The sequence below is a fragment of the Streptomyces sp. NBC_01224 genome, from assembly GCF_036002945.1.
GTDB lineage: Bacteria > Actinomycetota > Actinomycetes > Streptomycetales > Streptomycetaceae > Streptomyces.
Window position 1 is genome coordinate 7,130,521 of sequence record NZ_CP108529.1, and the last position, 14,180, is coordinate 7,144,700.

A 14,180-nucleotide genomic window follows, 5' to 3' on the forward strand; every position below is an offset into this window, starting at 1 on the left:
GGCAGATGCATCTCGCTGCCCACTTTCCGGGTGTGAACAACACGACCGTCTGGGCGGACCCCCGTTCCAGGAGCCAGATCGACTTCTCCTCCTTCGAACACCTCGCCCGCACGGCGGAACGCGGCAAGTTCGACTTCTTCTTCCTCGCCGAAGGGCTGCGGCTGCGCGAGCACAACGGGCGGATCCACGACCTGGACGTGGTGGGCCGCCCCGAATCCCTCACCGTGCTGGCCGCGCTGGCGGCCGTCACGGACCGGCTGGGCCTCGCTGCCACCGTCAACGCCACCTTCAACGAGCCGTACGAACTGGCCCGTCGCCTCGCCACTCTCGACCACCTCAGCGACGGCCGGGCCGCCTGGAACGTCGTCACCTCCTCGGACGCCTTCACCGGGGAGAACTTCCGGCGCGGTGGCTATCTCGACCGGGCCGACCGCTATGTGAGGGCCGCCGAGTTCGTCGCCACCGCCCGTGAACTGTGGGACACCTGGACACCCGACGGCACCCCGCGCCCCTTCACACACCAGGGACAGCACTTCGGCATCGAGGGCGAGTTCACCGTCCCGCGCTCCCCGCAGGGCCATCCGATCGTCATCCAGGCCGGGGACTCCCCGGAGGGCCGCGAGTTCGCCGCGTCCGCCGCCGATGTCATCTTCACCCGGCACGGCACCCTGGAGGCCGGCCGTACCTTCTACGCCGACGTCAAGGCGCGACTGGCCAAGTACGGCCGGGAAGCCGACGAGCTGAAGATCATGCCCGGGGTCACCTTCGTACTGGGCGACAGCGATGCCGAGGCCCAGGAGAGGGCGGCCGAGATCCGCCTCCAGCAGGTCTCCCCGCAGAACGCGCTCCTGGCCCTGGAACAGATCTGGGGCCGTGACCTCTCCTCGTACGACCCCGACGGACCGCTTCCCGAGATCGACCCGGACCCCGAGTCCTCGCTGGTCCAGGGCCGGGTCAGGCACGGAGACCCGCTCGCGGTCGCGGCCCGCTGGCGTGCGCTGTCGAAGGAGAAGGGACTTTCCATCCGGCAGACCGTCATCGAGACGACCGGGCGGCAGTCCTTCATCGGCAGCCCGCAGACGGTCGCGGGGCAGCTGACGGAGTTCGTCGCCGCCGATGCCGCCGACGGATTCATTCTCGTTCCGCATCTCACGCCGGGCGGCCTGGACGATTTCGTCGACCGGGTCGTCCCGCTCCTCCAGGAGCGCGGCGTATTCCGCTCCGAGTACACGGGGCCCACACTGCGGTCGCATCTCGGGCTCGCCGAGCCGGTATGGAAAGGTTGATCGCATGACCACGGACGCACAGCAGCCGCACGATTCCGGGCAGGCGGCACAGGACTGGAAGCACTGGCACGAGGAGCGCACCGCCACGGTCGCCGCACCGTACGGACCGCTCTCCCTCACCGGCACCCACTGGCTCTCCGACTACCCGGAGGGCCACATTCCAGGGGTGCCCGGGCAGTGGCGGGAGGACGGCGAGGAGCTGGTGCTCAGCGCCGCCGCCGCGGACGGTCTGAGCGTCGACGGCAAGCCCTTCACCGGCCGGGTCCGCCTCACCGCGGACCGCGGCCCGATCGGCGAGTCCCGCGTCGCGCACGGCGAGCGGCGGCTTGTCGTGCTGAGTCGCGAAGGGCTCTGGGCGGTACGGGACTTCGACCCGGACTCCGTGGCGCGGCGCACCTTCCGGGACATCGAGGCCACCCCGTACGACGCCCGCTGGGCGCTGCCGGGCACCTTCCGCCCGTACGAGAGCGCCCGTACGGTCCGGGTCGAGAACGCCGACGGAGTCGAGCGCGGTCTCGGACTCGCGGGCGAGATCGTCTTCGAGGTCGACGGCACGGAGCACACACTGCAGGTCGCGGTCGAGCACGATGGCTCGCTCTGGGCGGTCTTCGCAGATGCCACCAGTGGAAACAGCAGCTATCGCTTCCGGTTCCTGCGGCCCGCGGCCCCGTCCGAGGACGGCAGTGTGACGGTCGACCTCAACCGTGCGCTGCTGCCGCCCTGCGCCTTCGCGGACCACTTCATCTGCCCCTTCCCGCCGCCCGGCAACACCCTTTCCATCGCCGTCGAGGCGGGGGAGCGGAACCGCGTCGACGGCTGACGCACCGCCACATTCTCTCGGGACGACGTCCCCGGCAGTCCATGTGCTGCCGGGGACGCCCATGCAGCCGGACAAGTTCAGGCCAGAAGGCCCTCTTGCGCCAGAAGTTGACGCCTTGAATACTCCCGAGCAGCGCTTGTCAGGAACACGGCATTCCGCACTGCGGGCATGCCGTGCGAACGACTGCGCCTCACGGGTCCGACCACCCCACAGGCGGACCCCCGACTCCCCTCGGGAGGAATGAAAAGTGAGGATCAAGCGCACCACCCCCCTCAGCGGTACCGCGAGACGCAACAGGGCTGTCGCCATCGCCGCAGGCCTTGTCGCCGTCGCCGCGCTCGCCGTCCCCACGGCCCAGGCCGACACCGCCACCACGTTCAGCGCCAAACAGCTCTCCGCCGCGAGCGACGCCGTGCTCGGCGCCGATGTCGCGGGGACCGCCTGGAGCATCGACCCGGCGACCAACACCCTCGTGGTCACCGCGGACAGCAGGGTCTCGCAGGCCGAGATCAAGCAGATCAAGCAGTCCGTCGGAGCCAACGCCGGCGCCGTGCGGATCGAGCGCACCGCCGGAAAGCTCAGCAAACTGCTCTCCGGCGGCGACGCGATCTACGCCCCCGGCTGGCGCTGCTCCCTCGGCTTCAACGTTCACAGCGGCAGCACCTACTACTTCCTGACCGCCGGTCACTGCACTGACGGCAACCCGCCCTGGTACACCAACTCCTCGAACACGACCAAGATCGGCCCGACGGTCGGATCCAGCTTCCCGACCAATGACTACGGCCTGGTGCGGTACGACAATGCCTCGCTCGCCCACCCGGGCACCGTCGGCAGCGTCACCATCACCGGAGCGGCCAACGCCACGGTCGGCATGTCCGTCACCCGCCGCGGCTCCACCACCGGCGTCCACGGCGGCAGTGTCACGGGCCTCAACGCCACGGTCAACTACGGTAACGGCGACATCGTCTACGGCATGATCAAGACCAACGTGTGTGCGGAGCCCGGCGACTCCGGCGGTCCGCTCTACTCCGGCTCGAAGGCGATCGGTCTCACCTCGGGCGGCAGCGGCAACTGCAGCTCCGGTGGCACCACGTACTTCCAGCCGGTCACCGAGGCACTCAGCGCGTACGGGGTCACCCTGAACTGACGCCCCAACACCCCGGTCCGGACGCGGAACACGCAGTCGGCCGAGACGGAGCCCCCGCCCGAATCCGGGCGGGGGCTCCCGTTCACCCCGCGGCTTTTGAGAGGATGTGGGGCAGGTCGGTCATGCAGGAGCAAACGGGGGCGGACGCTGTGCCTTCCGGAGGGATGCCCTCCGGGAACCCCCGGCAGACACCTCAGGGGGTTCCAGGTCCGTGAAACGCATCGGAGTGACCGGCCATCGCAGCATTCCACAGGAGGCCCATGCCCATGTGCTGGCCGGGTTGAGGTCGGCGCTCTGCGGCTTCGAAGGCGGCCTGGAGGCCCTCTCCAGCCTGGCGGTGGGGGCGGACCAGCTCTTCGCCGACCTCGCTCTGGCCCGCGGTGCGGACCTGACCGTGGTCATCCCCAGCGGCGACTACGAATCCTGCTTCGCCGACGCAGCCGAACTCGCCCGCTACCGGGCCCTCAAGGACCGGGCGGTCCGGGAAGTCCGGCTGGACTACCCGCACTCCACCGATGAGGCGTACTACGCGGCGGGCGCGTACATCGCAGACCACTGCGACCGGCTGCTCGCCGTGTGGGACGGAAGGCCGGCCCGAGGCTTTGGCGGCACGGGCGACATCGTGACGTACGCCCGCAGCCTGGGCCGCCCGGTCACAGTGATCTGGCGCGAGGGCGTGGAGCGCAACTGACCAATTCCCGGGGCCGTCTTCGTGTACGACCTCGCGTCCGCCATGACTGATTATTGGTCACATCTGATGCCGGGCAAGCCAGTCGGTGTGCTGCGGGGAGACGATGCGCTCGGTCTCGAAAACCGCCCGCGGCCACTGACGCTCGGTCAGTGTGGTCTCCATCGCCACCTGCATCGCCTCCAGATCCTGCTCCACCAGCGAGTGGGCCGAGATCAGCGGGTGGTGGCGGCGCATCTCGCTCCACGCCAGACAGGCCGCCGCGGCGGCCGACAGCACCCCCGTCAGGGCGAAGGACTGGGTGACGGAGAACGTCCGCAGCAGCGCGAACACCAGGGCCAGCGCCGCCAGTACGGCAATGGTGGTCGACCAGACGAGCGTGGCCCTGCGGGACACCTCCTGGCGTCTGCGGTACCAACTGCGCTGCTCGATCAGCCGGTCCCGTACATACGTCTCCTTGCGCACGGTGAATGCCTTGTTCCGCAACTCGCGCATGGAGTCCGTTATCAGCCCGCCCGAATCCGCCGTCAGGTCGCGGGGGTCGGCCCATCCCACCTTCCGGAGCTCCTGAAGACCTTCTTCGAGACGATTCGCGAACACCGCCTCGGGGTGCTGGGTGGTGGTGTCGAAAGGCGAGCCGTGCACCGAGTAACGCCAGCACATCGACTTGATGAACTCTGCTGCCGAGCGGTTGAGTTGCCATTGCGACTTTGCTTTGCGCTGGGCGGTGAGGTACATCGTGATCAGGACACCCGCATAGGCCAACACGCCGATGCCATCGGCGAGTTGAAACGAGTCACCTATCTCCAGGTGCCAGGGCACCGCGGCCGGCATCGCGCCGATGACCAGTAGAATCAGCTGGACGCGGGTGGTGTTCACGGCCTCCCGCTGGCTTGCGATGGCGATCGCGTCCGTGTGATGGAACAGCGCCGGCAGGTCGGCGTTCCTGAATACCATGCTCTGCAGCGGTCCGGGAATCGCCGTCATGTTCACTCCCGTCTGCGGTTATGTCGTCACCTCAATGGTGGAATCGGTGGTTCCGTTCGATCCGGGACGGTCCCACGTGACGCTCTTGTTCCAAGTGGGCGTCCTCAGTTGCCAACCGAGGCCATGAGAGTAAAGTCGTGCCGCCAGACACTGCAATGGTGCAGATACCGTTGCTGCATTCCTGTCTGGAACCATTCCATCGGAACAAATCCCCTCAAGGACGGCCGTGAAGACCTCTGAATCCTCTCTCTCCTTCGCTGTTGCGAAGAAGAACCGTGTGCCGCTCGCCGAGATCGATGTCCGCGGCACTGCTGCTGCCCGGAAGCTCGGTCGTGTGCATGCCGCGTCAGCCGGTCGCCCCACCCAGGCATCGACCTTCAACTCGGCACTCTGAACCGACGCCTCGGCACTCCGAACCAATGCCCCGACCACCCCTTCGGGCTGGCTAGACTGGCGGAATGACAGGACCCCTGGTCCCTTTCCGCGAAGTCGTTCTCAAGGTTCACAGCAGGTGCGATCTTGCCTGTGACCATTGCTATGTCTATGAACATGCAGATCAGAGCTGGCGAACCCGGCCGAAAACAATCTCTGATGATGTCATCTTCCGGACTGCTCAACGCTTGGCCGAGCATGCCAAGACACATGCACTGCCCTCCGTGTCAGTGATCCTGCACGGAGGGGAGCCTCTACTGGCGGGCCCCGCCCGATTGCGGCGCGTCTGCGAAGAGCTCACCGCCGCCTTCGAAGGCATCGCGGAGCTCGACCTCCGTATCCACACCAACGGACTCCAGCTCAGCCCGCGCTATCTCGACCTCTTCGACGAGTTCGACGTCAAGGTCGGCATCTCCCTGGACGGCGACCGGGCCGCCAACGACCGGCACCGCCGCTATGCCGACGGACGCAGCAGCCACCCCCTGGTTCTCAAGGCCGTCGAGCTGCTCCAGCAGGAGCGCTACCGCCATCTCAACCTCGGGCTCCTGTGCACCGTCGACATCGAGAACGACCCGCGCGCGGTCCTCGACGCTCTCACCGAGCTCGACCCGCCGCTCATCGACTTCCTGCTTCCGCACGCCACCTGGGACGAGCCGCCGCCCCGCCCGGACGGCTCACCCACCGCCTACGCCGACTGGCTTCTCGCGGTCTTCGACCGCTGGCAGGAGCAGGGGCGCCCGGTGCCGGTACGGCTCTTCTCCTCGGTGCTGTCCACGCTGAGCGGCGGCCCCAGCCTCACCGAGTCCCTGGGGCTCGCCCCCACCGACCTCGTCGTCGTCGAGACCGACGGCCAGCTCGAGCAGGTCGACTCGCTCAAGAGCGCCTACGAAGGCGCGGCGGCCACCGGATTCGATGTCTTCACCCACACCTTCGACGAGGTCGCGGCCCACCCCGGGGTGCGGGCCCGCCAGCTCGGACTGGCCGGCGTCAGCGAGACCTGCCGCCGATGCCCGGTCGTACGTTCGTGCGGAGGCGGCCTCTACACCCACCGGTACCGCTCCGCGGGGCCGTCCGGCGCATTCGACAACCCGTCCGTGTACTGCGCCGATCTGGAGGCCCTGGTGCGCGGCATCGAGGCGCGCAGCGCAGCGGCCCTTGTCGCACCCGCGGTGGCCGAGCCCGTCGAATTGCTCGCCGCCCAGCAGGACCTCACCCGCACCCTGCTCGCTCGGCTGAACGCCGACATCGGACGGCGCGGCGGCGAGCAGTGGGCGGCCGTCTGGGAGCTGGCCGCCACCATCGACGCGTCCGAGGAAGGGGCCCGCGGTCTGGACGAGGTGCTGGCCCACCCCTACACCCGCAGTTGGCTGCTGTACGCGATGGAGCTGGCCCAGGAGCGGTCCGGGGCCATGCAGGTGGCGCGTCGGATGCCGGTGTATCTCGCGGCCGCCGCCGTACGGGGCGGCCTTGATCTGCCCGTACGGGTGACCTTCTCGGGCGGCAGGATCTTCCTGCCCGGTCTCGGCGAGTTGCGGATCGCGGATGCGGGGGAGCACGGCACGGCACTGGTGCGGGCAACCGAGGACGGCTTCCTGGTCCGGCGGGAAGGGAGTGACGCGGCCGAACTGAGGGTCGTACGGCCAAAGGCGGCCGGCCCCGGCTGGCGGCCACTGCGGCGGCTCGCGACGCCCGGTTCGACGCCCGGCCTCGTGCTCGACGACCTCGACCCGTACCGCACATGCTTCTCCGTGCCCGCCGCGGACGCCCTCGACGACCGGGCCGCCGCCGGCCTGGAGGCCAGGACCGGCGAGGCGTGGACGCTGATCGAGGCGAAGGCGCCCGGGCGTACCGGGGAGATGGCGGGCCGCCTCACCACCCTCACACCGCTGACCCGTCTGGCCCCGGCGGAGCCCGCCGTCGGGCGGCACGGATACGGCGCTCTGGGGATCTCCCCGGACGGCAGCGCGGAGGAGTTGGCGTTCGCGCTGCTGCGGGGCTTCCGGCGGGCCGAATTGCGGGCGCTTCGCGATGTCACGGATCTTTACGCGGCAGACGGCTCCTGGGAACATCGGATGCCCTGGCAGGAAGAACCAGTTCCGTTTTCCCGGTTGCTGGCCGACACCTATGAGCGGATGGCGTTGGGGGCTTTCGAGCCGAGCTATCTGGAGGGCGTGCCGCAGGCCCTCGACACGCTGGAGGGTGCCGCTGAGCTGACCATCAGTGGAAAGCGGCTGCTGGATCAGATGCGAAAAGAGATCTGAGGCTCGCATTCCGGTTTAGCCGGGGCCGTCGGTACGCACAGGACAACTGGGAGGAACGGACGCAGACCGAATTCGATCAAGGAATGATCGGCTGAACCTGGGAACGTATGACTGAAAACCGGCGTTGAATGACCGAACGCCATGGGGGTGGAGCAACGTCCGCTCCGGAATGATGAATTCGCTCGCATTCACTTCAATCCTCGGGTGCGGGTGCTCACACAGGACGGGGGTCGTGTGCACGCAACAACGCAGCAGCGAGCGGCGGACCATCGGCCGTACTTCTTCTTGAGTTATGCACATACACCGGGGTACGGCGGTGGAACGGACCCCGACATGTGGGTCGAGCGGCTCTTCCAGGATCTCTGCGGCCATGTGATGGCCATGACCGATCTGCCCGCGGGCGCGCCCGCCGGGTTCATCGACCGCGAGATACGCTCCGGCGAGGGCTGGTCGGAGCGGCTCGGTGAGGTGCTCGCCACCTGCCGGGTGTTCGTTCCGCTGTTCTCGCCGCGCTACTTCGCCAGCGAGATGTGCGGCAAGGAGTGGTACGCCTTCGCCCAGCGCGCCATTCACTACCGGGCCCGCTCCAACCAGCCGGCCGAGGCGATCGTCCCGGCGCTCTGGGTGCCGGTACCGCCGAGTCAACTCCCGGGCCCCGCCGAGAGATTACAGTTCAACCATCGCGACTTCGGGGACCGTTATGTCAGCGACGGACTCTACGGACTGATCAAACTCAAGCTCTTCACCGAGGAGTACGAGCGTGCGGTGTACGAACTCGCCAAGCGCATCGTCAACGTCGCGGACACCATACGGATCGGCACCGGCCGCCCCGTCGACTACCGGCTGGCCCCCAGCGCCTTCGGCCCGCCGAACAGCGGAGCCGGCGGTCCCCGTCCCATGCAGGTGACCATCGCCGCTCCCACCCGGCACGACCTGCCCGAGGGACGCAACGCCGATTACTACGGCGACAACCCGCAGGACTGGAACCCCTACCACCCGGCCGCCGCCCGTCCCCTGGCCTATGTCGCCGAGGACCTGGTGCGCTCCCTCAACTACCAGGCCACCATCTCCTCCTTCGACGAGGAGTCCGGGCACCCGGAGGGTAAACAGCCGCCCAGCAGACCGGAGATCCTGCTCGTCGACCGCTGGGCCCTGCAGGACGAGGACCGGCGCCGGCGGCTCGCCGCCTTCGACGCCGAGAACCGCCCCTGGGTGACGATGGTCGTGCCGTGGAACCGCGAGGACCACGAGAGCAGGGCGGCCGAGGCCGAACTGACCGAGAAGCTCGAACAGACCATGCCGACCAAGATGCGCCAGGGGCGGGCCTACTGCCGCGCCGCCGCCAAGGGCGTACCCAGCATGGAGGCCTTCGGGCAGATCCTGCCGCAGGTGGTCGAGGTGGCGGCCCAGCAGTACCTGAGACATGCGGCGGTCTACCCACCCGCCACAGGCGGCGGGCACACCGAACGGACACGGTTGATGGGGCCGATGGCGCAGACGTACTACACCCCCGAGACACACGACCCTGCGACGGATGCGGAGGACACGGATGACGGCCAGTCGTGACGGGCGCATCGTCACTTTCTACTCGTACAAGGGCGGCACCGGGCGCACCATGGCTCTGGCCAACACCGCCTGGATACTCGCCGCCAACGGAAGACGGGTGCTGGCCCTCGACTGGGACCTGGAGGCACCGGGGCTCCACCGGTTCTTCCACCCGTTCCTCGACCCGTCGACACTCGGTGCCACCACCGGCGTCATCGATCTGATCACCGAGTACGCGTGGGCCGCGACCAGCCCCGTCCAGCGTGCCGACGACTGGCATCGCGACTACGCCCGTATCCAGCCGCACGCCGTATCCCTCACACCCGAGGCGCTCGGCTGGGAGTTCCCGCACGGCGGCACCCTCGACTTCGTCTCCGCCGGGCGGCAGAACCGCGAATACTCCGCGACCGTCTCCACCTTCGACTGGGACAACTTCTACGACCGGCTCGGCGGCGGCCACTTCTTCGACGCCCTGCGCGACGACATGAAGGCCAACTACGACTACGTCCTCATCGACAGCCGGACCGGCCTCAGCGACATCGCCGACATCTGCACCGTCCACCTGCCCGACGTTCTCGTCGACTGCTTCACCCTCAGCGACCAGTCCATAGACGGCGCCGCCTCCGTCGCCCGGCAGATCTCCGAGCGCTACACCGGCCGCCCCATCTCCATCTTCCCCGTCCCGATGCGCATCGACGAGGGCGAGAAGGAGAAGGCCGATGCCGGACGGGCGCTGGCCCGGCTGAAGTTCGACCGGCTGCCGCGCGATCTGTCCGGGGACGAACTCACCGCCTACTGGGGCGCGGTGGAGATTCCGTACCGCCCCTACTACGCCTACGAGGAGACCCTCGCGACCTTCGGTGACGAGGCAGGTCTCACCAACTCCCTGCTCTCCGCCTTCGAACGGCTCACCTCCGTCATCACCGACCAGCAGATCACCTCGATGCCGCCGGTCGGCGAAGAGGTACGGCTGCGCATCCGTGACGCGTTCACCCGGCGCAGGCCCGCGCTGCCCGCCGATCTCTTCCTCAGCTATGTGGCGGAGAACCGGATGTGGGCCGACTGGATCGAATCCGTGCTCACTCGGGCCGGGTTCCGCGTCGTACCGCGCGATGTGTCCGCCGAGCGGGAGAACCCGGAACCTGCGGCCGCCGCCGCGGAGAACGCGGCCCGTACCGTGGTGCTGCTCTCCAGTGCCTACCTCAAGTCGCAGCGTGCGGTGAACCTCTGGGAGCGTGCCGTGGCGGAGGACCCCGGCGGTGGCCGGCGCCACCTGCTGCCGCTCAGGGTCGGTGACGTACGGCTGTCCGCGCCCTACATCGACCGCAACCCCGTCGATCTCTTCCGGCTCGACGAGGTGCACGCCACCGCCGCCCTGTTGCGCGCCCTGGACCGGCCCGTACAACTCACCGACAGTGTGTCGCCCGGACCCCGCTTCCCCGGTACCGTCCCCAGGATCTGGAACGCGCCGCCGCGCAACCCCGGCTTCACCGGCCGCTCCCTGGTCCTGGAGCGGATGCGCGACCAGCTCGGCGGTGGCATGGCCGTCGTGCTGCCGCAGCCGCAGACCCTGTACGGACTCGGCGGCGTCGGCAAGACCCAGGTCGCCCTGGAGTACGTGCACCGCTTCATGGCCGACTACGACCTGGTCTGGTGGATATCGTCCGAGCAGACCGACGACGTGGTGGCCGGGCTCGCCGAGCTTGCCGTCCGGCTCGGCGCCCAGGGCGGCGACGACATGGCGGCCGCCTCCCAGGAAGCCGTGGACCTGCTGCGGCGCGGCGTGCCCTCGGACCGCTGGCTGCTGGTCTTCGACAACGCCGACGACCCCGAACGGCTCAGGCGCTACTTCCCGCAGGGCGGCTCCGGACACATCCTGGTCACCTCCCGGAACCAGGCCTGGTCCCAGCATGGCGACGCACTGCCCGTCGACGTCTTCCTGCGCGAGGAGTCCATCGAGCACCTCCAGCGCCGGGCCCCGGGGCTGAGCGACGAGGACGCCGCCCAGGTGGCCACCGCAGTCGGTGACCTGCCGCTCGCCGTCGAACAGGCGGCGGCCTGGATCGCGGAGACCGCCACCCCGATCGACACCTATCTGGAACAGCTGGCGCAGCAGGCCCCCGAGGTCCTGGCGCTCAACCAGCCGGCCGGCTACCCGCAGCCGGTCGCAGCGACCTGGAACATCTCCATCGAACGGCTCAAGGAGCGCTCGCCCGCCGCGGTGCGGCTGCTCCAGCTCTGTGCCTTCTTCGCCCCCGAGCCGATCTCGGGGAACCTCCTGTACAGCAAGGAGATGATCGAGGCACTGAAGCCGTACGACGCCGCGCTCCAGGAGAAGCTCGTGCTGGGCCGGGTCATCCGGGAGATCGGCCGGTTCGCCCTCGCCAAGGTCGACCAGGTCTCCAACTCCATCCAGGTGCACCGTCTCGTCCAGGCCGTCATCCGGGCACAGCTCAGCGAGGAGGAGCAGCGCGACGCCCGGCATGCCGTCCACCGCATTCTGGCGGGTGCCCGGCCCGATGAGGACGAGCCGATCGACAACCCCGCGACCTGGCCGCAGTTCGCCACCCTCTGGCCGCACCTCGTCCCGTCCGACGCCCGCAACTGCAAGGAGCCCGAGGCCCGCAGGCTGTTGATCGACCGGGTCCGCTATCTCTGGAAGCGAGGTGACTTCAGGACCGCCGCGGCCCTCGGCGAGGAGCTGCGCGCCATCTGGAAGGAGACGCTGGGGGAGCGGGACATCCAGTACCTCTACCTCTGCTTCCACCTCGCCAACATCTACCGCTCGCGCGGCCGTTATGTGGAGGCGAGGGAGCTCGACGAGATCACCCTGGCGACGCAGCGGGAGGTCCTGGGACCGGAGCATCCGCACACGTACATGAGTACCAGCAGCCTGGCGACGGACCTCGGCACGCTCGGCGAGTACACCATGGCGATCGAGCTGGCGACCGAGGCCACCGACGGGTTCAACCAGATCTTCCACGATTCGCATCCGAGGACCCTGGCAGCGGCCAACAACCTGGCGTTCACCCTGCGCTCCATCGGGCAGTACGCCAAGGCCAGGGAGATCGACCAGGACGTCTTCGACCGGCGGGTCGAGGTGCTCGGCGCGGAACACCCGTACAGCCTCTCCTCGGCCATGAACCTGGCCCGTGACCTGCGTGACGTCGGGCGGTACGAGGACGCGGTCGGCATCCTCAGCCGCACGTACGACAGCTACAAGGCCACGCTCGGCCGGTCCTTCCCCGGCACGCTGAGCGCGGCGAAGAGCCTGGCGGTGTCGCTGCGCCGGGCGGGCAGACTGGAGGACGCCCGCAGGCTCACGGTGGCCACCCGTGCCCGGTACCGGGCCAAGTACACCACCGCCAACCCGGAGTGGCTGGCCTGTGACCTCAATCTGGCGGCTGACCTGTTCGCGGCGGGCGAGGCGTCCGAGGCCAGGGACACCGCGCAGGAGGTCGTCGACCAGTACATGAAGGTGCCGGGGGAGAAGCACCCGTACACCCTGGCCGCCCTGAACAACCTCGGCGTCTACCTGCTGGGGGCCGGTGCGGTGGAGGAGTCGGAGCAGGTGCTGACCCGGGTGGTCGCGTCGATGCGGGAGGTGTACGGGCACGAGCACCCCAACACCCTGTTCTGCGTGATGAATCTGGCCAATGCGACAGCCGAACGGGGCGATCTCGAAATCGTGCTGAAGACCGAACGGAAGGTGTCAGGACAGCTCAGGCACGTCCTCGGGGCGCACCACCCGGAGACCCTGGCCATGATGTCGAACATGGCGGTCACGCTCGATGCGATGGGGCGCAAGGACGAGGCGCTGCGGCTGAGGACGGAGACGGCCGACGAGCTGTCGCGGCAGCTCGGTGAAGACCACCCGATGACCCGGATCGCCCGGGACGAGCTCCGGTTCGAGCGCGAACTGGAACCGACGGCGGTATGAGCCGCGGGAGCGTCCGGCCGCCACCGGACGCTCCCTGTTTCTCCCTGCCTCTCCCCGTCTCTTCCTGCCCCTCGTAGGTTCGTTCCTCAGCAGGCAGCCGGCTCCAGCAGCCAGTTGAGGATCGTGGGCAGGACGTGCAGCGCGTCGAAGTGCGCGGCCGCCGGTTCCACCACGACGGTGGAGTTCGGGATGCGTTCGGCCAGCCAGCGGGAGTGGCCCACCGGCGAGAACACATCCTTCTCGCCGTGCCACAGCATCACCGGACCCGGGATGTCCGCAGGGTCGAACCCCCACGGACGGCTGAACGCGATCGCGTCGTCGATCCATCCCCATGCCGAAGTGCGAAGCCCCTCACGGTAGTTGCGCAGCAGCATGGTGCGTACCCCGGCGTCGTTGACCACCATCCGGTCGGAGTCGGTCAGCTCCCGGCGCAGATCGTCGATGAGCCTGACCGGGTTCTTCCTGATCACCGCGGACCGCGAGATGAACGACTTCGCGAGCCCGTCCGGATCCGCCGCCGCGGTGGAGTACGCCAGCACATTGGAGGCGGCCATCCCGTCGAACCAGTCGAGGCCGTCGGCGCCCCAGGGGGCCAGCGTGACCAGTGCGGCGGTACGGGTGACCCGCTCGGGCATCAGCGCGGCGCAGGCCAGGGCGTGCGGGGCACCACCGGATCGGCCCACCACGGCGAACTGCTCCAGCCCGAGGTAATCCGCGATGGCCCGTACGTCCTGAACGACATCGGCGACACAGCGGCCCGGCAGGCGGTCGGAGTCGCCGTAGCCCGGCCGGTCATAGGCGATCAGCTGGGTCTTGCGCTGGTACAGCACCATGCCGCGCGGAGCCGGACCGAGCCTGCTGCCGGGCATTCCGTGCAGCAGGAAGACCGGTCTGCCGCATGGGTCTCCCAGATGCTCCACCACCAGCTGCCGCCCGTCCGTTGCGCGCACCCGACTACGCACTTGGCGCCTCCTCCGTATGGTGCGGGCACCGCGTGCCCGACTTTTCCCGCCCGATTCGATGATGGCTCATCAGAGCACTTACCGGGACTGTGTGTTGGGAAACCGTGGGGGT

The 14,180-nt window shown here is 68.7% G+C and carries 10 protein-coding genes; 8 read left to right on the top strand and 2 right to left on the bottom strand.

Going from position 1 to position 14,180, the window contains the following annotated elements:
• Positions 1 to 5 precede the first annotated feature (5 nt).
• The 4 genes from OG609_RS32105 (at position 6) to OG609_RS32120 (ending at position 3,944) form a co-directional block, all read left to right on the top strand.
• On the top strand, positions 6 to 1,286 hold the full coding sequence (locus OG609_RS32105) for an NtaA/DmoA family FMN-dependent monooxygenase (protein ID WP_327278261.1): 1,281 nt from the start codon (positions 6 to 8) through the stop codon (positions 1,284 to 1,286).
• 4 nt (positions 1,287 to 1,290) lie between these two features.
• Positions 1,291 to 2,106 (top strand): DUF1684 domain-containing protein, encoded by an 816-nt coding sequence (locus OG609_RS32110; protein ID WP_327276033.1) that lies wholly within the window; start codon positions 1,291 to 1,293, stop codon positions 2,104 to 2,106.
• A 247-nt stretch (positions 2,107 to 2,353) separates the two neighbouring features.
• On the top strand, positions 2,354 to 3,253 hold the full coding sequence (locus OG609_RS32115) for a S1 family peptidase (RefSeq protein ID WP_327276034.1): 900 nt from the start codon (positions 2,354 to 2,356) through the stop codon (positions 3,251 to 3,253).
• A gap of 211 nt (positions 3,254 to 3,464) precedes the next feature.
• On the top strand, positions 3,465 to 3,944 hold the full coding sequence (locus OG609_RS32120; RefSeq protein WP_327276035.1) for a hypothetical protein: 480 nt from the start codon (positions 3,465 to 3,467) through the stop codon (positions 3,942 to 3,944).
• A gap of 57 nt (positions 3,945 to 4,001) precedes the next feature.
• Here the strand turns inward: OG609_RS32120 and OG609_RS32125 are convergent, their stop codons facing one another.
• A complete protein-coding gene (locus OG609_RS32125) occupies positions 4,002 to 4,928 on the bottom strand; it encodes a DUF4231 domain-containing protein (RefSeq protein ID WP_327276036.1) in 927 nt (308 codons plus the stop codon).
• Between the two features lie 226 nt (positions 4,929 to 5,154).
• Here OG609_RS32125 and fxsA point away from each other — a divergent pair, with 226 nt between their 5' ends.
• The 4 genes from fxsA to fxsT all read left to right on the top strand — a co-directional run bounded on the left by fxsA (position 5,155) and on the right by fxsT (position 13,106).
• Entirely contained in the window at positions 5,155 to 5,322 is a 168-nt protein-coding gene (gene fxsA, locus OG609_RS32130; protein ID WP_229845839.1) for an FxSxx-COOH cyclophane-containing RiPP peptide, read from the top strand.
• 64 nt (positions 5,323 to 5,386) lie between these two features.
• Positions 5,387 to 7,621: a radical SAM/SPASM protein FxsBH, inactivated beta-hydroxylase extension form gene (gene fxsBH, locus OG609_RS32135; protein WP_327276037.1), complete on the top strand. Its 2,235-nt coding sequence runs from the start codon at positions 5,387 to 5,389 to the stop codon at positions 7,619 to 7,621.
• A gap of 210 nt (positions 7,622 to 7,831) precedes the next feature.
• Complete coding sequence (gene fsxC / locus OG609_RS32140; RefSeq protein WP_232838022.1) at positions 7,832 to 9,187, top strand: FxsC protein; 1,356 nt, start codon at positions 7,832 to 7,834, stop codon at positions 9,185 to 9,187.
• Positions 9,171 to 13,106, top strand: coding sequence for an FxSxx-COOH system tetratricopeptide repeat protein (gene fxsT, locus OG609_RS32145; protein WP_327276038.1), 3,936 nt, complete (start codon positions 9,171 to 9,173; stop codon positions 13,104 to 13,106). Before fsxC ends, fxsT begins: the two co-directional genes overlap by 17 nt.
• 86 nt (positions 13,107 to 13,192) lie before the next feature.
• On the opposite strand, the gene OG609_RS32150 is transcribed toward fxsT, so the two are convergent.
• Positions 13,193 to 14,068, bottom strand: a complete 876-nt coding sequence (locus OG609_RS32150; RefSeq protein ID WP_327276039.1) for an alpha/beta fold hydrolase — start codon at positions 14,066 to 14,068, stop codon at positions 13,193 to 13,195.
• Positions 14,069 to 14,180: the final 112 nt, after the last annotated feature.

What these genes read in the sequence shown, in the direction of transcription:
- OG609_RS32105 (WP_327278261.1), top strand. Translation starts at nt 6, where the DNA reads ATGCATCTCGCTGCCCACTTTCCGGGTGTGAACAACACGACCGTCTGG.
- fxsT (WP_327276038.1), top strand. Translation starts at nt 9,171, where the DNA reads ATGACGGCCAGTCGTGACGGGCGCATCGTCACTTTCTACTCGTACAAG.
- OG609_RS32110 (WP_327276033.1), top strand. Translation starts at nt 1,291, where the DNA reads ATGACCACGGACGCACAGCAGCCGCACGATTCCGGGCAGGCGGCACAG.
- OG609_RS32125 (WP_327276036.1), bottom strand. Translation starts at nt 4,928, where the DNA reads ATGACGGCGATTCCCGGACCGCTGCAGAGCATGGTATTCAGGAACGCC.
- fxsBH (WP_327276037.1), top strand. Translation starts at nt 5,387, where the DNA reads ATGACAGGACCCCTGGTCCCTTTCCGCGAAGTCGTTCTCAAGGTTCAC.